Below are 23,130 nucleotides of genomic sequence, written 5' to 3' on the forward strand. Positions count from 1 at the left end.
TCGTATGTCGTGTCCGGGCCAAATTCTAGGCAACGATCCTGGAAATTCGGACGGAAGCCGTGGTGAGGGAAATAACAAACGGTCAAGCATGAGGAAATTCAAAGCGTCTGCGCATGAATGGGAAGGCTTCCTTCCTCTCCGGGGGCTACGGCAGCAGCCCCGCCCGGCGTGCCGCGGTCACCGCCTCCCCCCGGGTGTGGGCGCCCAACTTCCGCATGGCCGAACGCAGATAACCCTTGACCGTCTCCGGGCGCAACCCCAGCCGCTCGGCCACCGCGGCGTTGGTCGCACCGGCTGCCACCCAGGACAGCACGTCCAGCTCGCGCGGCGCCAGTGCGGGCCCGTCGGCCGGGCGCGGCGCGGTCAGCAACCCGCAGGCCGCGAGCAGTTCGGCCCGCAGGTCCGGATCGGTGATCCGGGGCGCCAGCGCCCGCAGCGCCGCGTGCGCCTCGCGCACCTGCTCCCAGGCCGCCGCCGTCCCGGCCGCCGCCCGCGCCTCGCCGGCCGGCTCCGGCCGGACCGCCGCCAGCAGCTCCCGCGCCTGGTCCCGCACCACCAGCGACTGCTCCACGTCCCGCGCCACCGCCACCGCCGCGCCCAGCGCCCGGTCGCCGAGCGGCTCGGCCGAGCGCAGCGCGCCGTAGAGCACCCCGCGCACCCGGCGCCGCACCACCACCGGCACCGCGAGCACCGAGCGGATGCCCTCCGCGGCCACCGGCACGTCGTACTCGTGGCTGATCTGCCGGGAGCTGGAGTAGTCCGTCACCGCGCACGGCCGGGCCAGCGCCACCGCCTTGCCGCCCAGACCGCTGCCGGAGGACACCGCGAGGCAGCGCAGCGCGGCCGTGGCCGTGCCGCTCAGCTCGCTGATGCGTACCTGCGGCCGGCCGGACTCGACCAGCCCGCCGAACGCGACCGGCAGCCCGGTCGCCCGCCGCAGGCTGAGCAGCGCCCCGCGGATCTCCACCACCGTCACGGCCTGTGCTGTCACTCGTCGCTCCCTCGGTGCGGCTGATGTGCGGACCACACCCCCCGTGCACGCGCGGACCACACCCCCGTTCGGGGGTAGTGAGACCTGCATCACGGATTAGACGATGCGGGGGAGCCGCCCGGCAATGGTCGGGAACATAGGAGGACGACGGATGACGACGGCGACCGAGGCCTTCAGGAACGCACGGGACTTCCTGCTGGCGCACCGCGAGGACTATGCCACCGCCCACGACGGGTTCGAGTGGCCCCGGCCTGAGCGCTTCAACTGGGCACTGGACTGGTTCGACGTGATCGCCGCCGGCAACGACCGCACCGCGCTGCACATCGTGGAGGAGGACGGCCGCGAGACGAAGCTGTCCTTCGCCGAGCTGTCCGAGCGCTCGGACCGGGTCGCGAACTGGCTGCGCGCGCGGGGCGTCGCCGCCGAGGACCGCGTGCTGGTCATGCTCGGCAACCAGGCCGAGCTGTGGGAGACCGCGCTGGCCGCGATGAAGCTGCGCGCCGTCGTCATCCCGGCCACCCCGCTGCTCGGCCCCGCCGACCTGCGCGACCGCGTCGAGCGCGGCCGGATCAGGCACGTGATCGTGCGCGCCGAGGACGCGGCCAAGTTCGACGAGGTGCCCGGCTCCTACACCCGCGTCCACGTCGGCGGCGACCCCCGGGAGGGCTGGGCGCGGTACGAGGAGGCGTACGACGCCCCCGCGGGCTTCACCCCCGACGGCCCGACCCGCGCCGACGACCCCCTGATGCTGTACTTCACCTCGGGTACCACCGCCCGCCCCAAGCTGGTCGAGCACACCCATGTCTCGTACCCCATCGGCCATTTGGCCACCATGTACTGGATCGGGCTCAAGCCCGGGGACGTCCATCTGAACATCTCCTCGCCCGGCTGGGCCAAGCACGCCTGGTCGAACCTGTTCGCCCCGTGGAACGCCGAGGCGACCGTCTTCATCTTCAACTACGGCCGGTTCGACGCGGCCCGGCTGATGGCCGAGATGGACCGCGCCGGGGTGACCACCTTCTGCGCTCCGCCGACCGTGTGGCGCATGCTCATCCAGGCCGACCTGGGGCAGCTGCGCACCCCGCCGCGCGAGGTGGTGGCCGCGGGCGAGCCGCTCAACCCCGAGGTCATCGAGCAGGTGCGGCGGGCCTGGGGGCTGACGGTCCGGGACGGCTTCGGCCAGACCGAGACCGCCGTCCAGGTCTCCAACAGCCCCGGCCAGCGGCTGAAGACCGGATCCATGGGCCGCCCCAGCCCCGGCTACCGTGTGGAACTCCTCGACCCGGTCACCGGTGCGCCCGGCGCCACCGAGGGCGAGATCGCGCTGGACCTCGCCGCGCGCCCGGTCGGTCTGATGGCCGGCTACCACGGCGACCCGGACCGCACCGCCGAGGCCATGGCGGGCGGCTACTACCGCACCGGCGACATCGCCGCCCGCGACGAGGACGGCTACCTCACCTACATCGGCCGTGCCGACGACGTCTTCAAGGCGTCCGACTACAAGATCAGCCCGTTCGAGCTGGAGAGCGCGCTGCTGGAGCACCCGGCGGTGGCCGAGGCGGCCGTCGTGCCCGCCCCGGACGAACTGCGGCTCGCCGTGCCCAAGGCGTACGTCGTGCTCGCCGAGGGCTATGAGCCCGGACCCGACACCGCCAAGGTCGTCTTCGAGCACTCCCGCCAGGTGCTCGCCCCCTACAAGCGCATCCGCCGCCTGGAGTTCGGCGCGCTGCCCAAGACCGTCTCCGGCAAGATCCGCCGCATCGAACTGCGCGAGGCCACCGCCCAGGGTTCGGCGGACGAGTACCGCGAGGAGGACTTCCGGTGACCGCACGGGAGTTGTCGTACGCCCACGGCACGGGCACCACCCCGCTGCTCGGTGACACCATCGGCGCCAACCTCGCCCGTACGGCGGCGGCCTGGCCGGACCGCGAGGTGCTCGTCGACGTGGCCGCCGGGCGGCGCTGGACCTACGCCGCCTTCGACGCCGACGTGGACCGGCTCGCGTGCGCCCTGCTGGCGAGCGGCGTCGCCAAGGGCGACCGGGTGGGCATCTGGGCGGTCAACCGCGCCGAGTGGGTGCTCGTGCAGTACGCCACCGCGCGCGTCGGCGCCGTCATGGTCAACATCAACCCGGCCTACCGCACCCACGAGGTGGAGTTCGTCCTCAATCAGTCCGGTGTCCGGCTGCTGTTCGCCTCCGTCGCCCACAAGTCCAGCGACTACCGCGCCATGGTCGAGGAGGTCCGCGGGCGGTGCCGTGAACTGCGCGAGGTCGTCTACCTCGGGGACCCGTCCTGGGAGGCGTTCGCCGCGCGCGGCGCCACCGCCGACCGGGCCGAACTCGCCGCCCGTGAGGCGGAGTTGTCCTGCGACGACCCGATCAACATCCAGTACACCTCGGGCACCACCGGCTTCCCGAAGGGCGCGACCCTCTCCCACCACAACATCCTCAACAACGGTTACTTCGTGGGTGAGTTGGTCAAGTACACCGAGCGGGACCGCATCTGTGTGCCGGTGCCCTTCTACCACTGCTTCGGCATGGTGATGGCCAATCTGGCGGCCACCTCGCACGGCGCCTGCCTGGTGATCCCGGCCCCGTCCTTCGAGCCGAGGGCCACCCTGGAGGCGGTGCAGCGGGAGAGGTGCACGTCCCTGTACGGCGTACCGACCATGTTCATCGCGGAGTTGAACCTCCCGGACTTCGCCTCCTACGACCTCTCCACCCTGCGCACCGGCATCATGGCGGGCTCGCCCTGCCCGGTGGAGGTGATGAAGCGGGTGGTCGCCGAGATGCACATGGCCGAGGTCGCCATCTGCTACGGCATGACCGAGACCTCGCCGGTCTCCCTCCAGACCCGGACCGACGACGACCTGGAGCACCGCACCGCCACCGTGGGCCGGGTGCTGCCGCACCTGGAGGTCAAGATCGTCGACCCCGCCACCGGTGTCACCCGGCCGCGGGGCGAGGCGGGCGAGCTGTGCACCCGGGGCTACAGCGTGATGCTCGGCTACTGGGACGAACCCGAGCGCACCGCCGAGGTCATCGACGCGGGCCGCTGGATGCACACCGGGGACCTCGCGGTGATGCGCGAGGACGGCTATGTGGAGATCGTCGGCCGCATCAAGGACATGATCATCCGGGGCGGCGAGAACATCTACCCGCGGGAGATCGAGGAGTTCCTCTACGCCCACCCGAAGATCCGGGACGTCCAGGTCGTCGGGGTGCCGCACGAGAAGTACGGCGAGGAGGTGCTGGCCTGCGTGATCCCGCACGACGCGGCGGACCCGCCCACCCTGGAGGAGCTGCGGGCCTTCTGCCGGGACCGGCTCGCCCACTACAAGGTCCCCAGCAGGCTGACGATCCTCGACTCCTTCCCGATGACGGTCTCCGGGAAGGTGCGGAAGATAGAACTGCGCGAGCGGTACCGGGACTGAACCGGGGGCGGGACGCCCGTCCCGCCCGCCGTCAGCTCCGTCGGCCCCGCGCCCGGCGCCCCGGTTGCGGGGCGCCGTCCGCGTTCAGGGCGTCGGCGCGGTCGTTCACCGGCTGTGGGACGCCCGCGAGGTCCAGTACGAACAGCGGCACGCCCAGGGCGTCCGCGCAGCCACGGGCGGCGTCGGTGTACCCGGCGAGGGAGAAGTAGACGCAGTCGGCGGACTCCGTCATCGCCGTCAGCCACAGGCACTCGACGTCCCGCGGCGCGGCCGGCCGCACGGTCGGGTCCACCTGCGCCAGCAGCCCGCGCGCGGCGAGCCCGATGCCGTTGACCGGCCGCTGGTCGGCGCGGCGGACGTCCTCGTAGCCGAGCCGGCGCAGATACAGCGCCGTCGCGGTGACCGCGTCCCGGGCGGTGCGCACGGCGTACGGCTGGAAGGCGCGGCGTGTCGGGGCGGGATCGGACGGCGACGGGTCCCCGGCGGCCGTCTCCGCGGCGGCGCCCGCCACCGGGATCCGCAGCACCGTGCCGCAGGGGCAGCCCAGTTCCGGCCGCGGCCAGTGGCCGAGGTGCCCGCAGCCGGCGCACGGCACGGCGATCCACTCGTCGTCCCAGGACCGGTGCTCGGCCACCACCGGCACGGCGAGCGGGTCCAGCCGCGGCGCGGTGGGCGCCCCGCACACGCAGGGATACGCCGGGGCGGTGTAGACGTGCTCACGCCGACAGGCCGGACAGCGCACCGGCACGCTCTCGGGCATGGCCCACTCACTCTCGCACGGAACCTCGGGACAGCGACCCCATGGTGCCCCCTCGTACGGCGTTTGTCCGGCGCTTGCCCGGTGTCTTGGTGTCTCTTGACGAGGTCAACACTCACCCCTACATTGCTTCCAGATAGTAGAAGTTCTATTCCGCATTACGAAATTCGCGCCACGGAAGTGGGGCGGAGCTCGACCTTCTGGACACCGTGCTCACCGCGGGGCGCGACGGGAGTACGCATCCGACACCGAGGCAGGAGTACTCGATGGCTCGTATGACCGCTGCCCGCGCGGCAGTTGAGATCCTCAAGCGCGAGGGCGTCACCGACGCCTTCGGTGTGCCGGGCGCCGCGATCAACCCGTTCTACAAGGCCCTCAAGGAGGGCGGCGGCATCCACCACACCCTCGCCCGCCACGTGGAGGGCGCCTCGCACATGGCCGAGGGCTACACCCGGGCCAGGCCGGGCAACATCGGCGTGTGCATCGGCACGTCGGGACCGGCCGGCACCGACATGATCACCGGCCTGTACTCGGCCGTCGGCGACTCGATCCCGATCCTGTGCATCACCGGCCAGGCGCCCACGAACGTCATCCACAAGGAGGACTTCCAGGCCGTCGACATCGCCGCCATCGCGGGCCCGGTGACGAAGATGGCGGTGACCGTGCTGGAGGCCGCGCAGGTGCCCGGCGTCTTCCAGCAGGCGTTCCACCTGATGCGCTCCGGCCGGCCGGGACCGGTGCTGATCGACCTGCCGATCGACGTCCAGCTCACCGAGATCGAGTTCGACCCGGACACGTACGAGCCGCTGCCGGTGTACAAGCCCGCCGCGACCCGCGCCCAGATCGAGAAGGCGCTCTCCTACCTGCTCGCCTCCGAGCGCCCGGTGATCGTGGCGGGCGGCGGCGTCATCGGCGCCGACGCCTGCGACCTGCTCACCGAGTTCGCCGAGCTGACCCGGACCCCGGTCATCCCGACCCTGATGGGCTGGGGCGCGCTGCCCGACGACCACGAGCTGAACGCGGGCATGGTCGGCGTGCAGACCTCGCACCGGTACGGCAACGCCACGTTCCTGGAGTCGGACTTCGTCCTCGGCATCGGCAACCGGTGGGCCAACCGGCACACCGGCTACAAGCTGGACGTCTACCGGCAGGGCCGCACCTTCGTGCACGTCGACATCGAGCCCACCCAGATCGGCAGGATCTTCCCGCCGGACTACGGGGTCGTCTCCGACGCCAAGGCGGCGCTGGAGCTGTTCGTGCGGGTGGCCCGGGAACTGAAGGCGGCGGGCCGGCTCCCCGACCGCACGGAGTGGGTCGCCGCCACCCGGGAGCGCAAGGCCACGCTGCTGCGCCGCACCCACTTCGACGACGTGCCGATGAAGCCGCAGCGCGTCTACGAGGAGATGAACAGGGCGTTCGGCCCCGAGACGCGGTACGTCACCACGATCGGCCTCTCCCAGATCGCCGGCGCCCAGATGCTGCACGTCTACAAGCCCCGGCACTGGATCAACTGCGGCCAGGCGGGACCGCTCGGCTGGACGATCCCGGCCGCGATCGGCGTCGCCAAGGCGGACCCTCAGGCGCCGGTGGTCGCCCTGTCCGGCGACTACGACTTCCAGTTCCTGATCGAGGAACTGGCGGCCGCCGCCCAGCACCGGATCCCGTACGTGCACGTCCTGGTGAACAACGCCTACCTCGGCCTCATCCGCCAGGCGCAGCTCGGCCTGGACATCGACTTCCAGGTCAACCTGGAGTTCGAGAACATCAACACCCCCGAGATCGGCGTCTACGGCGTGGACCACGTCAAGGTCGCCGAGGGCCTCGGCTGCAAGGCCATCCGGGTCACCGAGCCGGACCGGCTGGGCGCGGCGTTCGAAGAGGCGAAGAAGCTGGCCGAGGAGTACCGGGTGCCGGTGGTGGTGGAGGCGATCCTGGAGCGGGTCACCAACATCTCGATGAGCCGCACCATGGACATCAGCGACATCACCGAGTTCGAGCCCCTGGCCACGGAGCGCTCCCACGCCCCGACGGCCATCAGCCCGCTGAAGGCCTGACGCTCCCGGCAGCGCGAAGGGGCGGCCCCGTCACAGGGGGCCGCCCCTTCGCGCCGTCCACCGCTACACCTCGTGCTCCGACAGCCCCGGCCAGTCCTCGGGGCCGCCGCCCTGCCACTCGATCAGGTCGTCCTCCTCGACCTCGACCCGGTCCAGGTCGGCCAGCCGCAGGATCTCCACCACGTCGTCCAGGTGCGAGGCGAGCCCCAGTGTCACCTCTCCCTCGGTGACCCGCCGGGATCCGTCCAGGGCGGGCGGGTGGACCACGATGTGCGGGTGCTGCGCCGGATGTCCCATGCCTTCAGCGTGCGGCGCCCCGCCCAAGAACGCACATCGGACCGCGCCGTTGTCAGTGGGGGCCGCCACACTTCCGCCATGGGTGTGCGAAGCGACATGACACTGGAGTGGCAGCTGCGCGAGGTGGGCAAGGAGGCGACCGCCGACACCGTGCACTCGGCGCTGGCGGCGGTCCTCGCGTACATGCACAGCGGCAGCCCGGGCCGCCGCAGGGAGGGCAAGGAGCTGGTACGGCTCCTGGAAGCGGCCCGGGCGGCCGCGGCGGGCGCGGGGGAGTGGCACGTCGTCCGCCTGCTCCAGTACTCGCTGGACTACGCGGAGGGCCGCATCCTCCGGCCGGACTTCGCCGAGCGCTACCGGCTCTTCCAGGACGGGGCGCGCAGCGAGGGCAACCGCGACTTCGTGGCGTCCTCCCTGCGCGCCGTGCACGAGTGGCTGGTCGCGGCGAGCGAGGCGTATCTGAGGGACCACCCCGGCGCGAGCGCGGAAGAGGTGCTCGGCCACTTCAGGGCGCAACGCGCCGACACCGGCTTCCTCCGGGCCCCGGACGACCGGCCGGGGCGCTATGTCGTCCCGCGCGGCATGGCGGAGATCTCACTGTGGCTGGAGCGTCTGCTCAAGAGCGACCGGATCGACGTCGAGGACCCCGCGGCGGAGGCCCGGCGCATCGCCGGCTCGCCGCAGGCGCTCGCGCTGCTCGCCGCCGACCAGGACGGCCGGCTGATCCTCCAGGCCGCCGAACTCCAGCGCCGTACCGCCGGCCTCCGGGCCCTGCGGGCCGTCGTGGACGACGGCAATGCCACGGAAGCGGACCTGCAGCGTGCCCTGCAAGGCAATCACTGGATCTTCGGCGGGCGGTACGTCGGTGAGGCCGCCCGGCGCCGGCTGGTGCCGGGTGACGAGGTGGACCTGCCGCTGATACGCGCCGACGGCGCCCTGCACATCGTCGAGCTGAAGCGGGCCATGGGGCTCAAGAGGCCCCTGATCAAGCGGCACCGCAACGCCTGGGTGCCGGCCGACGCGGTGCACGAGGCCGTCGGGCAGGCCGTCAACTATCTCGTCGGGCTGGACGAGCACCGCACGCGCATCCGCGCGGAGTTCGGCATCGAGACCCGCAGGGCCGGCGCGCTCGTGCTCGTCGGGCACCCCGGTCTGCACCCGGACGTGCCCGAGGAGGAGGTCGCCGAGACTCTGCGGACGTACAACGCGCACGTCACCCGCGTCGAGGTCCTCACCTACAAGGAACTCCTCGACCACGCCGAACGCTCCCTCGCCGCGGGTGGGGAACCGGCGTAGGGAGCGGGGGCGTGGTGCCGTCCGACGGCGCGAGACCGGGCGCGACAGGGCTTTCGCGCCGCCGGACGGGGTCGGTCGGGCGAGTGGGACCGCGGGGGTGCGACGGAGACGGGAGGCCCTTCCCTCAGGTCGAGACGGGTGCCCCGCTCCTTGACCACCGCACTGGCTCGCACACCACCGCGGTCCTCGCCCTGCCCGCGCCCGCGCCGTACGACGACCCCTCATCCGGGCCGTACGGCACCGCGCGGGCCGCGTGCGGAGGACCGACGCCAGCCGGTCTCCGCACGCCGCTTGCGGATCGCCTGCCGCTCAGTCCTCGCGCAGCGCGTGGACCGCCTCCGCCACGCGCTTGCCGTACTCGCGGTCGGCGGCGTGGAAGTGCGCCAGGTTCTTCTCGATCACGTCGTCGCGGGAGACCTGCGCGAGACCGCCGGCGATGTTCGCGACCAGCCGGGACCTCTCCTCCTCGGACATCAGCCGGTACAGCTCGCCCGCCTGGAAGAAGTCGTCGTCCTTGGTGTGCGGCGGCGCCTCGTGGGTGCCCGTGTGGCCGGAGACCGCGAGCGGCGCGGACAGCGGGCGGCCGGTCTCCACCGGGCCGTCGTAGGAGTTCGGCTCGTAGTTCTTGGCGTACCGGCCCTGGGAGTTGGAGGCCATGAAGCCGTCGCGGCCGTAGTTGCGGGCGCCGCCCGGGACCGCCTTCGGCGAGTTGACCGGCAGCAGCGTGTGGTTGACGCCGAGCCGGTAGCGGTGGGCGTCCGCGTAGGCGAACAGCCGGCCCTGGAGCATCTTGTCCGGCGAGGGCCCGATGCCCGGCACGAAGTTGTTCGGCGAGAACGCGGCCTGCTCGACCTCGGCGAACACGTTGTCCGGGTTGCGGTCCAGGACCAGCCGGCCCACCCGCCGCAGCGGGTAGTCCCGGTGCGGCCACACCTTGGTCAGGTCGAACGGGTTGAAGCGGTAGTCGGCCGCCTCGGCCGCCGGCATGAACTGGACGTAGAGGGTCCAGGACGGGTGCACGCCCCGCTCGATCGCCTGGAGCAGGTCCGTCTGGTGCGAGTTGGGGTCCTTGCCCGCCAGCTCCTGCGCCTGCTCGGTGGACAGGGACCGGACACCCTGGTTGGTCTTGAAGTGGTACTTGACGAAGAAGGCCTCGCCCTCGGCGTTCGTCCACTGGTAGGTGTGCGAGCCGTAGCCGTTCATGTGCCGGTACGACGCCGGGATGCCGCGGTCGCCCATCAGCCAGGTCACCTGGTGCGTGGCCTCCGGGGCGTGCGCCCAGAAGTCCCAGACGTTGTCCGGCTCCTGCTTGCCGGTGAACGGGTCCCGCTTCTGCGAGTGGATGAAGTCGGGGAACTTCAGCGGGTCCTTGATGAAGAACACCGGGGTGTTGTTGCCGACGAGGTCGTAGTTGCCCTCCTCGGTGTAGAACTTCACCGCGAAACCGCGCGGGTCGCGCACCGCGTCCGCGCCGCCGAGGTTGTCGGCGACCGTGGAGAACCGCACGAACACCTCGGTGCGCTTGCCGACCTCACCCAGGAAGCCGGCGTGGGTGTAGCCGGTGACGTCGTCGGTCACCTCGAAGTGGCCGTACGCGCCGGAGCCGCGGGCGTGCACCACCCGCTCCGGGATCCGCTCCCGGTTGAAGCGCGCGAGCTTCTCCAGGAGGTGCTGGTCCTGGAGCAGGAGCGGGCCGCCGACGCCGGCGGTGGCGGAGTTCTGGTTGTCGGCGACCGGGGCGCCGGACTCTGTCGTGAGCACGCGCTGCGACATCGTGGACCTTCCATGCGGGTGGGCGGCGGAAAAGGTATTCCGCGTTGTGGAGCCTAGAAGTCTGCGTGGAGCCTAGGAGTGGGGTGAACAGGGCGTCAACAGTTTGTTGAGTTCGGATCCGGGCCGCGGCACCGCGTGGGCGCGACGGGACAGGTGTCGACGGCGCCGCGGCCCGGACGTCTTGAGGGCGGGCCCCCGAAGGGCCGTCAGACCTGCGCGCCGGACAGCCGCTCCACGGCCCGCAGCAGCGCCGAGTGGTCCAGGCCGCCGTCGCCCTGGGCGCGCAGCGACGCGACCAGCTGGGCGACCACCGCGCCGACCGGCAGGGCCGCGCCCACGGTGCGGGCCGCGTCGGTGACGATGCCCATGTCCTTGTGGTGCAGGTCGATCCGGAAGCCCGGCTTGAAGTCGCGGTCCAGGAAGTTGGCCTTCTTCCGCGTGAGCACGGTGGAGCCCGCGAGGCCGCCGTTGAGCACGTCGAGCGCGGCCTCGAGGTCCACGCCGGACTTCTCCAGGAAGACCACGGCCTCGGCGCACGCCTGGATGTTCACGGCGACGATCAGCTGGTTGGCGGCCTTCACGGTCTGCCCCGAGCCGTGCGGGCCGCACCGCACGATGGTCTTGCCCAGCGCCTCGAAGACCGGCCGCGCCTGCTCGAAGTCGGCCTGCTCGCCGCCGACCATGATGGACAGCACGGCCTCGACGGCCCCGGCCTCGCCGCCGGACACCGGGGCGTCCAGCACCCGGATGCCCTTGTCCTTCGCTGCGGCGGCCAGGTCGACGGAGGTCTGGGGGGTGATCGAGGACATGTCGATCAGCAGTGAACCGGGCCGCGCGTTCTCCAGAATGCCGTCCGGGCCGTAGGCGATGGCCTCGACCTGGGGCGACGCGGGCACCATCGTGATCACCACATCGGCGTCGCGCACGGCCTCGGCGATCGAGCCGGCGGCCCGGCCGCCGGCGGCGGCCAGCCGGTCCAGCTTGGCCTGCTCCAGGGTGTAGCCGGTGACGTCGTAACCCGCCTTGATCAGGTTCTCGGACATGGGGGAGCCCATGATGCCGAGACCGATCCAGGCGATCGCCGGACGGGCGGGGCGGGAGGAATCCGCAACAGTGCTCATGCTCAAAGGGCCTCTCTCAACTGCCGTGCCGAATCAGGGTGGTCAGCGCGCCGCGCGCGCCTCGCGGGGGAGCCAGTCGAAGGCCTCGGCGCTCGGCCGGTCGCCTGGCTTGTACTCCAGGCCCACCCAGCCGTCGTAACCGGCCTTCCGCAGCCGGCCGAGCAGCTCCGCGAGCGGCAGCGAGCCGGTGCCCGGGGCGCCGCGGCCGGGGTTGTCAGCGATCTGCACATGGCCGGTGTGCGCCGTGTACCGGTCGATCACCGCCGGCAGGTCCTCGCCGTTCATGGCCAGGTGGTACAGGTCCATCAGGAACCGCGCGTTGCCGAGACCGGTCGCCGCGTTGACCTTCTCCACGACCTCCACCGCGGCCGGCGCCGACACCAGCGGGTAGGCCGGCGACTCGGGCTCGTTCAGCGCCTCGATCAGCAGGGTGGCGCCGATCCGGTCGGCGGCCCGGGCCGCGAGGACCAGGTTCTCCAGGGCGAGCGCGTCCTGCTCGGCCGGGTCCACGCCCTCGATCCGGTTGCCGTAGAGCGCGTTCAGCGCCGTGCAGCCCAGGGAGTGCGCGAAGTCGGCGGTCACCTCGATGTTGGCGCGAAAGCGCTCGGACTCCTCGCCGGGGACCGACAGGGCGCCGCGGTCCGGGCCCGGCAGCCGGCCCGCGTAGAGGTTCAGCCCGGTCAGCCGGACGCCCGCGTCCTCGATCGCCCGCTTCAGGGCGTCCAGTTCGGCGCGTTCCGGGGTGGGGGTGTCGGCCCAGGGCCACCACAGCTCGACCGCGGTGAAGCCGGCCGCGGCGGCGGCCGCGGGGCGCTCCAGGAGCGGGAGTTCCGTGAAGAGGATCGACAGGTTGACGTCGAAGCGCTGGTCTGCGGCGGTGCTCAAGTCGAAACCTGGCATTCGGGACGCGCTCCCTTCCGTGGTCATATTCCGTATTACGGAAGTTTGTTTCTGCGTAATGGAAGACTGCCGTCGGGTGCCGATGCTTGTCAAGGGGGTCCGCGGGGCGGCCGTCGACGGGGGATCCCGGTCCCCGCGCCGCGCGCTACCTTGTGCGCGTGCGATTGAAAGTTGAGTTCACGACCGAACCCTTCGACCTGGAGGAGGCCCCCGCCCACGCCCTGGCGGCGCGGGAGGTCATAGAGACGGCGGGGCTGGACGCGGTGGACGTCGGCCCGTTCGGCAACACCGCCGAAGGCGCCGCCGAGCGGGTGCTCGCCTCGGTGGACGCGCTGCTGCGCAAGAGCCTCGAGGCCGGGGCCACCCGGATCTCGCTCCAGGTCAACGTGCTGCCCGACGACAGCGGGGAGGGTGCCGGATGACCGGGGGCGAGTCGTTCATCGCGGCCGTGAAACCGCTGGTCGACGCGATGGGCGGGGTCATGATCCCGCCCGACGAGGCCGGGTCGGAGGACGTCGTGCTGGCCTGGGAGGGTGTCGACGCCGTCGCCGTACGCCTGCCCCAGCTCGCCGACTCCCTCGATCACATCCTCGCCGCGATGGAGCGCAAGGAGGGGCGGCCGCTGTCCGAACTGGACCGCAAGGCCAAGCAGGAGGTCGTGCGGATACTGGAGGCGCGGGGCGCCTTCTCCGTGCGCCACGGTGTGGAGATCGTGGCGAGCGCGCTGGGCGTCAGCCGCTTCACGGTCTACAACTACCTCAACCGGGAGAAGGGCGCCTGAGGGCCTCCGGGGGGCCTGCCCGGCTTGTTACGCAGATTTTTCAACAAAGTGTTGACGTGGCCTTTTCGGGAGCGTTAGCTATCGGCAGCCCGTTCAGCACGAAGGCCGAAACCGGCCACGGAGGCTCCCGTGACGTCGACTTTCACGCCCCCGGGCCTGGCCCGGTTCAACGATCTGGAGGAGCGGGCGGCCTCCGCCGTCCTCCACGAGGCGTGCGCCTCCTCCGCATGGGTGCGGCGGCTGACCGCCGCCCGCCCCTACGCCACCGCCGACGAGCTCTACGCCGAAAGCGACGCCGCCACGGCCGAGCTGACCGCCGCCGACCTCGACGAGGCGATGGCCGGGCACCCGCCGATCGGGCGGCCCCGGCCGGGCGACCCGGCCTCCGCCCGCGAACAGCGCGGCATGGCCGGCGCCTCGGACCGGCTCAAGGCCGAGATGCTCGAACTCAACCTGGCCTACCAGGAGAAGTTCGGCCATGTCTTCCTCATCTGCGCCACCGGCCGGACCGGCGAGCAGATGCGGGACGCGGTCAAGGAGCGGATCGGTAACACACCCGAGCGGGAGCGGGAGATCGTCCGCACCGAACTGGGGAAGATCAACCGCATCCGACTGGCCCGACTCGTCGAAGAGGACGCCTGACCCATGAGCACCAGCACCACCGCCTCCGTGTCCACGCACATCCTGGACACCTCGATCGGCCGCCCCGCCGCCGGCGTCGCCGTCCGCCTCGGCGCCCGCTCGGGGCACACGGCGGACTGGCGGGCGCTCGGCGGCTCCGCGACCGATGCCGACGGCCGGTGCAAGGACCTGCCGGCCCTGCCGGAGGGGACCACTCACGTGCGGCTCGACTTCGCCGTGGAGCCGTACTTCGAAGAGCAAGCCGCGAACCAGCAAGCCGATGCGCAGCAGGACGCCCCCGCGACTCGGGACAGCGGACCGGCGGTGTTCTTCCCGGAAGTGGCGATCACCTTCGCCGTCGTACCGGGCGAGCACTACCACGTACCGCTGCTGCTCAACCCGTTCGGCTACTCCGTTTACCGAGGGAGCTAGCTACATGACCGTCAATTCCCGCCCTGCCGGCCCTGTGATGCTGGGACAGAACCAGTACGGCAAGGCCGAGAACCGAGTCGTCAAGATCACGCGGGACGGCGCCACCCATCACATCAAGGACCTCAACGTCTCGGTGTCGCTGAGCGGCGACATGGAGGAGGTCCACTACTCCGGCTCCAACGCCAACGTGCTGCCGACCGACACCACCAAGAACACGGTGTTCGCGTTCGCCAAGGAGTACGGCATCGAGTCCGCCGAGCAGTTCGGCATCCACCTCGCCCGCCACTTCGTGACCTCGCAGGAGCCGATCCACCGCGCCCGGATCCGGATCGAGGAGTACGCCTGGGAGCGGATCGAGACCTCCGACGCCAACTCCAGGTTCATCGGTGCCGACGAGGTCAAGCACTCCTTCGTCCGCAAGGGCCAGGAGACCCGGCTGACGCAGATCACCTACGACGGCTCGACCTGGGAGGTCATCTCCGGCCTCAAGGACCTGACCGTCATGAACTCCACCAACTCCGAGTTCTGGGGCTACGTCAAGGACAAGTACACCACCCTCCAGGAGGCCCACGACCGCATCCTGGCCACCTCGGTCGCCGGCCGCTGGCGGTTCAACTGGACCACCGACGAGCAGAAGATGCCCAACTGGGAGAAGTCCTACGAGCAGGTCAAGAAGCACATGCTGCACGCCTTCGCCGAGACCTACTCCCTCTCCCTCCAGCAGACGATGTTCCAGATGGGCTCGCGCATCATCAACAACCGCAGCGAGATCGACGAGGTCCGCTTCTCGCTGCCCAACAAGCACCACTTCCTGGTCGACCTGGAGCCGTTCGGCCTGAAGAACGACAACGAGGTCTACTTCGCCGCCGACCGGCCCTACGGGCTGATCGAGGCGACCATCCTCCGGGACGGCTGCGAGCCGAGGATCCCGGTGGACCTCACCAACCTCTGATCCCCCTCCTTTTCGGCACCCGCGGCCGGGGTACCACCCCACCGGGCTCCGGCCGCGGCACTCAAATCTCCCAGGGTCCTGCCGTGCCCTCCCCACAGAAGTCCGCTGAGCGAAAAGGACGAAACATGGCAGCAGCCCAGCGCACCGTCATCGAGAACTGTTCGATCGCGACCGTCGACGCCGACGACACCGAGTACGCCTCCGGGTACCTGGTCCTCGCCGGCAACCGCATCGAGGCGCTCGGCGCGGGCACGGCACCCGAGGGCCTGGAGAACGTCGTCCGCCGGATCGACGCCACCGGGCACCTCGCCACCCCCGGCCTGGTCAACACCCACCACCACTTCTACCAGTGGATCACCCGGGGCCTGGCCACCGACCACAACCTGTTCGACTGGCTCGTCGCGCTCTACCCGGTCTGGGCGCGCATCGACGAGCCGATGGCCTACGCGGCGGCCCAGGGCTCGCTCGCGATGATGGCCCGCGGCGGCGTCACCACCGCCATGGACCACCACTACGTCTACCCCCGGGGCGCCGGCGACCTGTCCGGCGCGATCATCCGCGCCGCCCGGGAGACGGGCGTCCGCTTCACCCTCGCCCGCGGCTCCATGGACCGCGGCGAGAAGGACGGCGGCCTGCCCCCGGACTTCGCCGTCGAGACCCTGGAGGACGCGCTCGCCGCGACCGAGGCCACCGTGCGGGAGCACCACGACGCCTCCCCCGACGCCATGACCCAGGTCGCCGTCGCACCCTGCTCCCCCTTCTCCGTCTCCACCGAACTCATGCGTGAAGCCGCCGAATCGGCGCGCCGGCTCGGCGTACGGCTGCACACCCACGGCTCGGAGACCGTGGAGGAGGAGAAGTTCTGCCACGAGCTGTTCGGCATGGGCCCCACCGACTACTTCGAGTCCACCGGCTGGCTCGGCGAGGACGTGTGGATGGCGCACTGCGTCCACATGAACGACTCCGACATCACCGCCTTCGCCCGCACGAAGACCGGTGTCGCCCACTGCCCCTCGTCCAACGCCCGGCTGGCCGCGGGCATCGCGCGGGTCCCCGACATGCTCGCCGCCGGCGTCCCGGTCGGCCTCGGCGTCGACGGCACCGCCTCCAACGAGTCCGGCGAGCTGCACACCGAACTGCGCAACGCCCTGCTCATCAACCGGCTCGGCGCGCACAAGGAGGCCGCGCTGACCGCCCGGCAGGCCCTGCGGCTCGGCACCCACGGCGGCGCCCGGGTGCTCGGCCGCGCCGCCGAGACCGGCTCGCTGGAGGCCGGGAAGCTGGCCGACCTGGTGCTGTGGCGGATGGACACCCTCGCCCACTCCTCCATCGCCGACCCGGTGACCGCGCTGGTCTTCGGCGCCGCCGCCCCGGTCACCGCCTCCTTCGTGAACGGCCGGCAGATCGTCCAGGACGGACGGCTGCTGACGGTCGACGAGGACGCCATCGCCCGCACCACCCGCGACCAGGCGCGCCGGCTGGCGCGGATCGCCGCCCAGCGCTGACCCCCCGACTCCGGCCGGGAGGGACGGCTCCCGGCCGGCAGCCGTGGACCCGAGCGGGGTCCATGGCGGCCGGCTCCGGGGCGCGCGTGCAAGCGCGCGCCCCGGAACGGTCTCCGTTCGCGACCCGCCCGGGTCCTACCGGTCCCGCACGACCGCGCACCACCTCCCTGAAACCCACGTCCACAGCCGACGTGTCCTAACCGACCGGAGGTCCGCCGTGTCCGCCCCAACCGTCGACGTGCCAGCAGTCCACCCAGTGGACGAGAAACTCCCCGCCCTGAAGATGACGACCAGCGGCCTCCAGCACGTGGCCGCCATGTACGCGGGGGTCGTCGCCCCGCCCCTGATCGTCGGTGCCGCCGCGGGCCTGTCCGGCACCGACCTCACCTTCCTCACCGGTGCCTGTCTGTTCACGGCCGGCCTCGCCACCTTCCTCCAGACCCTCGGCTTCTGGAAGATCGGCGCCCGGCTGCCCTTCGTCAACGGCGTCACCTTCGCCGGCGTCGCCCCCATGACGGCGATCATCGCCTCCGCCAAGGACAAGTCCGACGCCCTGCCGGTGATCTTCGGGGCGGTCATGGTCGCCGGTGTCCTCGGCTTCCTCGCCGCCCCGATGTTCTGCAAGGCCGTCCGCTTCTTCCCACCGGTCGTCACCGGCTCGGTCATCACCCTCATCGGTGTCTCGCTGCTGCCGGTCGCCTTCGGCTGGGCCCAGGGGCCCGACGCGTCCGCCCACGACTACGGCTCGGCGACCAACCTCACCCTGGCCGGCCTCACCCTGCTGATCGTCCTGCTGCTGCGCCGCTTCACCCGCGGCTTCGTCAAGCAGATCGCGGTCCTGCTGGGGCTGGTCGTCGGCACCCTGATCGCGATCCCGTTCGGGGCCACCGACTTCTCCCCGGTCGCCCAGGCCGCCGTGGTCGGCTTCCCGACGCCCTTCCACTTCGGCGCCCCGCAGTTCCACATCGCCGCGATCCTGTCGATGTGCGTGGTGATGGTGGTCTCGATGACCGAGTCCACCGCCGACATGCTGGCCCTCGGCGAGATCGTCGAACGGCCCTCCGACGAGCGGACCATCGCGGCCGGGCTGCGCGCCGACACCCTGGGCTCCGCCCTCAGCCCCGTGTTCAACGGCTTCATGTGCAGCGCCTTCGCGCAGAACATCGGTCTGGTGGCCATGACCCGGATCCGCAGCCGCTTCGTGGTGGCGGTCGGCGGCGGCTTCCTGGTCCTGATGGGCCTGTGCCCGGCGGCCGCCTCGCTGATCGCCGTCGTGCCGCGCCCGGTCCTCGGCGGCGCCGGCGTCGTCCTCTTCGGCTCGGTCGCCGCGAGCGGCATCCAGACCCTGGTCCGGGCCGGCCTGGACAAGGACAACAACGTGCTGATCGTCGCCGTCTCCCTCGCCGTCGGCATCATCCCGATCACGGTGCCCGGCTTCTACCACGCCTTCCCGGACACCGTGCGGATCGTCCTGGACTCGGGCATCTCCACGGGCTGCGTCACGGCCGTCCTGCTCAACCTGGTCTTCAACCACCTGGGCGGGGGGCGGGACGCGCAGGACGTCACGCATCCGATGGAGGCGGGGGAGGAGCTGGCGTCGGCGCACTGAGGGGGCGTCACCGGCACGGGGTTCGGCGTGGCGCCGTACCCCGTGCTCCGTGCGGCCCGCTCACAGGCCGAACAGCGAGGGATCCGTGGCAAGTTCCTTGAAGACCTTGGCCGGGTCGGCGATCAGTCTGCGCTCCTTCAGGTCCAACAGGCCACCGACACCGGTCAGTTCGGCGGCGAGGGTGCCGTCCGGCTTGCGCATCTCCTGGCGGATGGTGAAGGTCTTGCCGGTGGACCAGTGGAACGCGCAGCTCACCTCGACCTCGTCGCCGGCGAGAAGCTCGCGCAGATAGCGGATCGTCGTCTCCAGGACCACGGGCCCCACCCCGGTGCCCACCAGGCCGGTCTGCGACACCCCGGCGGCCTGGAGCAGCGACCAGCGGGCGTGCTCCGCGTAGTTGAGGTACACGGCCTGGTTGAGGTGGCCCTGCACATCGGTCTCGTAACCGCGGACGGTGACGCGGACGGAAAACGGTTCGCTCACGGCTTTCCCCTCTTGCTCAGGTACGGCGCACTGCCCCGGGACAGCGCACCGGTGATCCTCGCACGCACGGCGGCGGCTCACACCCGGCGGGGCGAGGCCAGCAGATAGCGCCTGCGGGTGCGCGGCTCGGTGTACTCGCCCGGCTGCCAGCCCGCCCGCTCCAGCGTGTGCGCGCAGGCCGCGAGGGCCGCCGCGTCCGGCGCGTACACGGCGACCGCGTCCGGCTGCGGGGTGGCCCGGACCTGGTACCCGTCCGCGTCCGCCGTCGCCGGCCGGTGCCCGGCCGCCTCCAGGGCGAGGGCCGCGGCCCGCACCAGATGGCCGCGCTCCCAGCCGCACGGCCGGTCTACCGCGCCGTCGGGATTGGTCATCCGGCGCAGCTCCAGCAGCCCCTGCCAGGCGCCGCGCACCTCGCGCAGCCGGGCGGCCGCGGAGGACGGGACCGGCTCGTGCGCCCCGCCGACGCGCGCGGCGAACACCTCGTTCGCGGGGGCCGGGTCCGTTCGCGCGGGCGCCCCGGGCTCCGCCTCCCGGATCCGCTGCCCGGCCGGGGTGAGGAAGTGGTCGTGCGGCGGGCGCGGGTGGCGGAACGCGAGCCCCTGCCGGACCAGCGCGGTGAGCTGCGCGTCCGTGCCGCGCAGCCGCCCGGTGACCGGGTCGGCGGCGTCGATCAGCCGGCGCTGGGCGGCGGTCGGTGGTCGGGTCACGATGCGCTCCTTCCCGGAGCCGCCGGGGGCGTACGGCGGCTTTCCTCGAAGCGTACGACCGGGGTCCGACAGCGGGCCGGGGCCGCTCAGCCGGGCAGCAGGTTCCAGCCCGCCACCACCGGCCGGCCGTGCTCGGTGCCGAGGCGGCACAGCGTGCCGGTGGCCAGCTGGAAGAGCGCGCCGTGCTCGGCCGCCAGACCCAGCCGGCGGGCGGTCAGCACCCGCAGGAAGTGGCCGTGGGCGACCAGCACGACGGCGCCCTCGGTGCGGGCCAGGGCGTCGTCGACCTTGGCCAGCATCCGGTCGGCGCGCTCCTCGACCTGCCGCGGGCTCTCGCCCGGACGCTCCGGCGGCCCGGGCGCGACCCCGTCGGTGAACAGGAACCAGCCGGGCCGGGTGCGCTGGATCTCCGCGGTGGTGACGCCCTCGTAGCCGCCGTAGTCCCACTCGCACAGATCGGCGTCCACCCGGGCGTCGCGCACGCCGATCAGCTCGGCGGTCTCCCGTGCCCGCCGCAGCGGGCTGACGAACGCCGCGCCGATCCGGTACGAGCCGATCAGCGGCACCAGCCGGCGCGCCTCCTCGCGGCCGTGCTCGGTGAGGGGCACGTCGGTGCGGCCGGTGTGCCGGCCGGACCGCGACCACTCGGTCTCACCGTGCCGGACGAGAAGGAGGTCACCCATGCGGGCACGGTGCCACAGGGGCACGGCGGCCCGCAGGACGGACTGCGCCAGACGGCCGCTCCCCCTACCCGCCCACGGCCGGCCTTTCATCGCGGGCGCGACGGGGAGCCGTCCGCGGGCGCGGGCGGTGGCGCGCCGCGTCGCCGCTCGGGGGCGGCCCGTTAATCGCGGGCGCGACGGGGACCGGGCCCGTACGGTGGCGCGGATGGTGACGGTACGAACGATGACGGCGGCCGATGTCACGGCCGTGGCGGAGATACGGGTGGCCGGCTGGCGGGCCGCCTACGCCGGGCTGCTGCCCGCGTCCTACCTGGACCGGATGTCGGTCGAGGAGAACGCCGGACGGTTGCGGGAACGCCTGGCGCGGCCCGGCGGAAGCGGGGCCGACCTGGTCGCCGTCGACGCCCGCGGCACGCCGGCGGGCTGGGTCTGCGTGGGCCCCGCCCACCGGGAGGGAGGCGAGGTGCACGCCCTCTACGTGCGGCCCTCCCGCATCGGGACCGGCGTCGGCCGGGCCCTGCTCGACGCGGCGCACGCCCACGCGCACGCCCACGGTCTGGACCCGCTCGCGCTGTGGGTCCTGGCCGGGAACACGCGGGCCCGGCGCTTCTACGAGCGCGCCGGGTACACCGCCGCCGACGGCGCGGTCCGCACCGAGGACTACGACGGGGTGGCCGTGCGGGAGGTCCGCTACTGCCGGTAGCTCCCGAGGAAGCGCCCGATCCGGCCGATCGCCGCCTCCAGGTCGTCGGCCTGGGGGAGGGTGAGGATGCGGAAGTGGTCGGGCGAGGGCCAGTTGAAGCCGGTGCCCTGGACGACCTGGATCTTCTCGCGCAGCAGCAGGTCCAGGACGAACTTCTCGTCGTCGTGGATGCGGTGCACCTTGGGGTCGAGGCGGGGGAACGCGTACAGGGCGCCCTTGGGCTTGACGCAGGACACCCCGGGGATCTCGTTGAGCTTCTCCCAGGCGACGGTGCGCTGCTCGTACAACCGCCCGCCGGGCGCGGCCAGTTCGCGGATGGACTGGCGGCCGCCCAGCGCGGCCTGGATGGCGTACTGCGCGGGCGCGTTGGCGCACAGCCGCATGGAGGCCAGCATGGTCAGGCCCTCCAGGTAGTCCTTCGCGTGCTGCCGGGGCCCGGTGACGACCAGCCAGCCGGAGCGGAAGCCCGCGACCCGGTAGGTCTTGGACAGTCCGCAGAAGGTGAGGACGACCAGGTCGGGGGCGAGCGCGGCGGCCGAGTGGTGCACGGCGTCGTCGTACAGGATCTGGTCGTAGATCTCGTCGGCGAACACCATGAGGCCGTGGCGGCGGGCGAGGTCGAGGATGCCCTCGACGACCTCCTTCGGATACACCGCGCCCGTCGGGTTGTTGGGGTTGATGATGACGACGGCCTTGGTGCGGTCGGTGATCTTCGACGCCATGTCGGCGAGATCGGGGTTCCATTCCGCCTGCTCGTCGCAGAGGTAGTGCACCGCCTTGCCGCCGGCCAGGGTGGTGACGGCGGTCCACAGCGGGAAGTCCGGTGCGGGGACGAGGATCTCGTCGCCGTCCTCCACCAGGGCCTGTACCGCCATGGAGACCAGCTCCGAGACCCCGTTGCCCAGGTAGACGTCGTCGACGTCGACGTCGAGGCCCAGGTTCTGGTAGCGCTGGGCGACCGCGCGGCGGGCGGAGAGGATGCCGCGGGAGTCCGTGTAGCCGTGCGCCTGCGGCAGCATCCGGATCATGTCCTGGAGGATCTCGTCCGGCGCCTCGAAGCCGAAGGCCGCGGGGTTGCCGGTGTTCAGGCGCAGCACGCTGTGCCCCGCCTCCTCCAGCGCGTTGGCGTGCTCGATCACCGGGCCGCGGATCTCGTAACAGACCTCGCTGAGCTTGTTCGACTGCCGGAACTCCATGCGTCCCTCCGGGAACTCGTGTTACTTGGTTTTACCAAGTGGGAGCTTGGAAAGTCCAACAACGTGTCTAGACTGCATCGCATGCCACCTCGCCGAAGCTACGACCAGTACTGCTCCGCAGCCCGCGCGCTCGACCTCGTCGGCGACCGCTGGACCCTGCTGATCGTCCGGGAGTTGCTCGCCGGCCCCCGCCGCTACACGGACCTGCACGCGGATCTGCCCGGCGTGAGCACGGACGTCCTCGCCTCCCGCCTCAAGGACATGGAGCGCGACGGCCTCGCCACGCGCCGCCGACTGCCCCCGCCCGGCGCGGCCACGGTCTACGAACTGACCGCGCGGGGAAGCGCGTTGCTCCCCGTCCTCCAGGCACTGGGCGCCTGGGGCGAACCCGAACTCGGCGCCCGCCGCCCCACCGACGCGGTCCGCGCCCACTGGTTCGCCCTGCCCCTGCTCCGCGCACTGGAGGGCGAGGGCCTGGTCGAAGTCCACCTGGAGGCGGGCGACTTCCATGTGCGGGCGGGCGCGGAGGCCGGGGCGGACGGCCCGGTGTACGGCGACGGCCCCGCGCCCCGCGATCCGGACGCCCGCCTCACCTTCGACACGGCGACCTGCGAGGCCGTCGCACAGGGGCGCCTGTCGCTCGCGGACGCCGTGCGCGCGGGACGGGTCACGGTGACGGGGGAGGGGGCCATCGCCAAGGCGCTGCGCGAGGCGTGAAGCGGGGCGAGCGGGGCGAGCGGGCCGGGCACGCCGCGCGCGGTGAAAGAGAAAGACGCGCCGGCGAAGGGGGGGAGGTGCCGGCCGAACGGGAGAAGGCCCGCCACGATGACGTGG

23 protein-coding genes are annotated in these 23,130 nt (G+C 72.0%); 13 read left to right on the plus strand and 10 right to left on the minus strand.

Annotation, left to right across the window (positions count from 1 at the left end):
• Window positions 1–145: 145 nt before the first annotated feature.
• On the minus strand, window positions 146–991 hold the full coding sequence (locus ACSP97_RS28265) for a response regulator transcription factor (RefSeq protein ID WP_355322520.1): 846 nt from the start codon (window positions 989–991) through the stop codon (window positions 146–148).
• 151 nt (window positions 992–1,142) lie between these two features.
• On the opposite strand from ACSP97_RS28265, the gene ACSP97_RS28270 reads away from it, so the two are divergent.
• Complete coding sequence (locus tag ACSP97_RS28270; protein WP_355322522.1) at window positions 1,143–2,816, plus strand: AMP-binding protein; 1,674 nt, start codon at window positions 1,143–1,145, stop codon at window positions 2,814–2,816.
• On the plus strand, window positions 2,813–4,426 hold the full coding sequence (locus ACSP97_RS28275; RefSeq protein ID WP_364728188.1) for an AMP-binding protein: 1,614 nt from the start codon (window positions 2,813–2,815) through the stop codon (window positions 4,424–4,426). The genes ACSP97_RS28270 and ACSP97_RS28275 overlap by 4 nt, the downstream gene beginning before the upstream one ends.
• A gap of 31 nt (window positions 4,427–4,457) precedes the next feature.
• Here the strand turns inward: ACSP97_RS28275 and ACSP97_RS28280 are convergent, their stop codons facing one another.
• On the minus strand, window positions 4,458–5,186 hold the full coding sequence (locus ACSP97_RS28280; protein ID WP_435642795.1) for a hypothetical protein: 729 nt from the start codon (window positions 5,184–5,186) through the stop codon (window positions 4,458–4,460).
• Window positions 5,187–5,449: 263 nt separating this feature from the next.
• Between ACSP97_RS28280 and gcl the strand changes: the two genes are divergently transcribed.
• Complete coding sequence (gcl, locus tag ACSP97_RS28285; RefSeq protein WP_355154022.1) at window positions 5,450–7,237, plus strand: glyoxylate carboligase; 1,788 nt, start codon at window positions 5,450–5,452, stop codon at window positions 7,235–7,237.
• 63 nt (window positions 7,238–7,300) lie between these two features.
• On the opposite strand, the gene ACSP97_RS28290 is transcribed toward gcl, so the two are convergent.
• Entirely contained in the window at window positions 7,301–7,534 is a 234-nt protein-coding gene (locus tag ACSP97_RS28290) for a hypothetical protein (protein ID WP_355154020.1), read from the minus strand.
• A 78-nt stretch (window positions 7,535–7,612) separates the two neighbouring features.
• On the opposite strand from ACSP97_RS28290, the gene ACSP97_RS28295 reads away from it, so the two are divergent.
• Window positions 7,613–8,830, plus strand: a complete 1,218-nt coding sequence (locus ACSP97_RS28295) for a Shedu anti-phage system protein SduA domain-containing protein (protein WP_440554880.1) — start codon at window positions 7,613–7,615, stop codon at window positions 8,828–8,830.
• Between the two features lie 309 nt (window positions 8,831–9,139).
• Here the strand turns inward: ACSP97_RS28295 and ACSP97_RS28300 are convergent, their stop codons facing one another.
• The 3 genes from ACSP97_RS28300 to ACSP97_RS28310 form a co-directional block, all read right to left on the minus strand.
• Window positions 9,140–10,603 carry a catalase gene (locus ACSP97_RS28300; RefSeq protein WP_440554882.1) on the minus strand — a complete coding sequence of 488 codons (1,464 nt, stop codon included), beginning with the start codon at window positions 10,601–10,603 and terminating at the stop codon, window positions 9,140–9,142.
• A 206-nt stretch (window positions 10,604–10,809) separates the two neighbouring features.
• On the minus strand, window positions 10,810–11,724 hold the full coding sequence (locus ACSP97_RS28305; RefSeq protein WP_358302127.1) for a 2-hydroxy-3-oxopropionate reductase: 915 nt from the start codon (window positions 11,722–11,724) through the stop codon (window positions 10,810–10,812).
• 42 nt (window positions 11,725–11,766) lie between these two features.
• The gene (locus tag ACSP97_RS28310; protein ID WP_440554884.1) at window positions 11,767–12,624 is read right to left on the minus strand and encodes a TIM barrel protein; all 858 of its coding nucleotides are present in this window, start codon (window positions 12,622–12,624) and stop codon (window positions 11,767–11,769) included.
• Between the two features lie 158 nt (window positions 12,625–12,782).
• On the opposite strand from ACSP97_RS28310, the gene ACSP97_RS28315 reads away from it, so the two are divergent.
• The 7 genes from ACSP97_RS28315 to ACSP97_RS28345 all read left to right on the plus strand — a co-directional run bounded on the left by ACSP97_RS28315 (window position 12,783) and on the right by ACSP97_RS28345 (window position 18,524).
• Entirely contained in the window at window positions 12,783–13,046 is a 264-nt protein-coding gene (locus tag ACSP97_RS28315) for a hypothetical protein (RefSeq protein ID WP_388314484.1), read from the plus strand.
• The gene (locus ACSP97_RS28320; protein ID WP_355154008.1) at window positions 13,043–13,405 is read left to right on the plus strand and encodes a helix-turn-helix domain-containing protein; all 363 of its coding nucleotides are present in this window, start codon (window positions 13,043–13,045) and stop codon (window positions 13,403–13,405) included. The genes ACSP97_RS28315 and ACSP97_RS28320 overlap by 4 nt, the downstream gene beginning before the upstream one ends.
• A 129-nt stretch (window positions 13,406–13,534) precedes the next feature.
• Window positions 13,535–14,047: a 2-oxo-4-hydroxy-4-carboxy-5-ureidoimidazoline decarboxylase gene (uraD, locus tag ACSP97_RS28325; protein ID WP_180328785.1), complete on the plus strand. Its 513-nt coding sequence runs from the start codon at window positions 13,535–13,537 to the stop codon at window positions 14,045–14,047.
• Between the two features lie 3 nt (window positions 14,048–14,050).
• Window positions 14,051–14,458: a hydroxyisourate hydrolase gene (gene uraH, locus ACSP97_RS28330; protein WP_355154006.1), complete on the plus strand. Its 408-nt coding sequence runs from the start codon at window positions 14,051–14,053 to the stop codon at window positions 14,456–14,458.
• 4 nt (window positions 14,459–14,462) lie between these two features.
• Window positions 14,463–15,410 (plus strand): factor-independent urate hydroxylase, encoded by a 948-nt coding sequence (gene pucL / locus ACSP97_RS28335; protein WP_355154004.1) that lies wholly within the window; start codon window positions 14,463–14,465, stop codon window positions 15,408–15,410.
• A 125-nt stretch (window positions 15,411–15,535) separates the two neighbouring features.
• Complete coding sequence (locus tag ACSP97_RS28340) at window positions 15,536–16,915, plus strand: 8-oxoguanine deaminase (RefSeq protein WP_440554887.1); 1,380 nt, start codon at window positions 15,536–15,538, stop codon at window positions 16,913–16,915.
• A gap of 283 nt (window positions 16,916–17,198) precedes the next feature.
• Complete coding sequence (locus ACSP97_RS28345; protein ID WP_440558490.1) at window positions 17,199–18,524, plus strand: nucleobase:cation symporter-2 family protein; 1,326 nt, start codon at window positions 17,199–17,201, stop codon at window positions 18,522–18,524.
• A gap of 60 nt (window positions 18,525–18,584) precedes the next feature.
• Here ACSP97_RS28345 and ACSP97_RS28350 read toward each other — a convergent pair whose 3' ends face one another.
• The 3 genes from ACSP97_RS28350 to ACSP97_RS28360 form a co-directional block, all read right to left on the minus strand.
• Window positions 18,585–19,007 (minus strand): acyl-CoA thioesterase, encoded by a 423-nt coding sequence (locus tag ACSP97_RS28350; protein ID WP_355153998.1) that lies wholly within the window; start codon window positions 19,005–19,007, stop codon window positions 18,585–18,587.
• Window positions 19,008–19,084: 77 nt separating this feature from the next.
• Window positions 19,085–19,714: a hypothetical protein gene (locus ACSP97_RS28355; protein WP_364728207.1), complete on the minus strand. Its 630-nt coding sequence runs from the start codon at window positions 19,712–19,714 to the stop codon at window positions 19,085–19,087.
• An 86-nt stretch (window positions 19,715–19,800) separates the two neighbouring features.
• The gene (locus ACSP97_RS28360; protein WP_440554889.1) at window positions 19,801–20,397 is read right to left on the minus strand and encodes a histidine phosphatase family protein; all 597 of its coding nucleotides are present in this window, start codon (window positions 20,395–20,397) and stop codon (window positions 19,801–19,803) included.
• Window positions 20,398–20,602: 205 nt separating this feature from the next.
• On the opposite strand from ACSP97_RS28360, the gene ACSP97_RS28365 reads away from it, so the two are divergent.
• Window positions 20,603–21,100, plus strand: a complete 498-nt coding sequence (locus ACSP97_RS28365; protein ID WP_440554891.1) for a GNAT family N-acetyltransferase — start codon at window positions 20,603–20,605, stop codon at window positions 21,098–21,100.
• Here ACSP97_RS28365 and ACSP97_RS28370 read toward each other — a convergent pair.
• Complete coding sequence (locus tag ACSP97_RS28370; protein WP_382013475.1) at window positions 21,088–22,296, minus strand: pyridoxal phosphate-dependent aminotransferase; 1,209 nt, start codon at window positions 22,294–22,296, stop codon at window positions 21,088–21,090. The two genes, ACSP97_RS28365 and ACSP97_RS28370, sit on opposite strands and share 13 nt — an antisense overlap.
• 81 nt (window positions 22,297–22,377) lie before the next feature.
• On the opposite strand from ACSP97_RS28370, the gene ACSP97_RS28375 reads away from it, so the two are divergent.
• Entirely contained in the window at window positions 22,378–23,013 is a 636-nt protein-coding gene (locus tag ACSP97_RS28375; protein ID WP_358275414.1) for a winged helix-turn-helix transcriptional regulator, read from the plus strand.
• Window positions 23,014–23,130: the final 117 nt, after the last annotated feature.

Source organism: Streptomyces sp. SCPE 10 (assembly GCF_051980735.1).
GTDB classification, from domain to species: Bacteria; Actinomycetota; Actinomycetes; order Streptomycetales; family Streptomycetaceae; genus Streptomyces; species Streptomyces misionensis.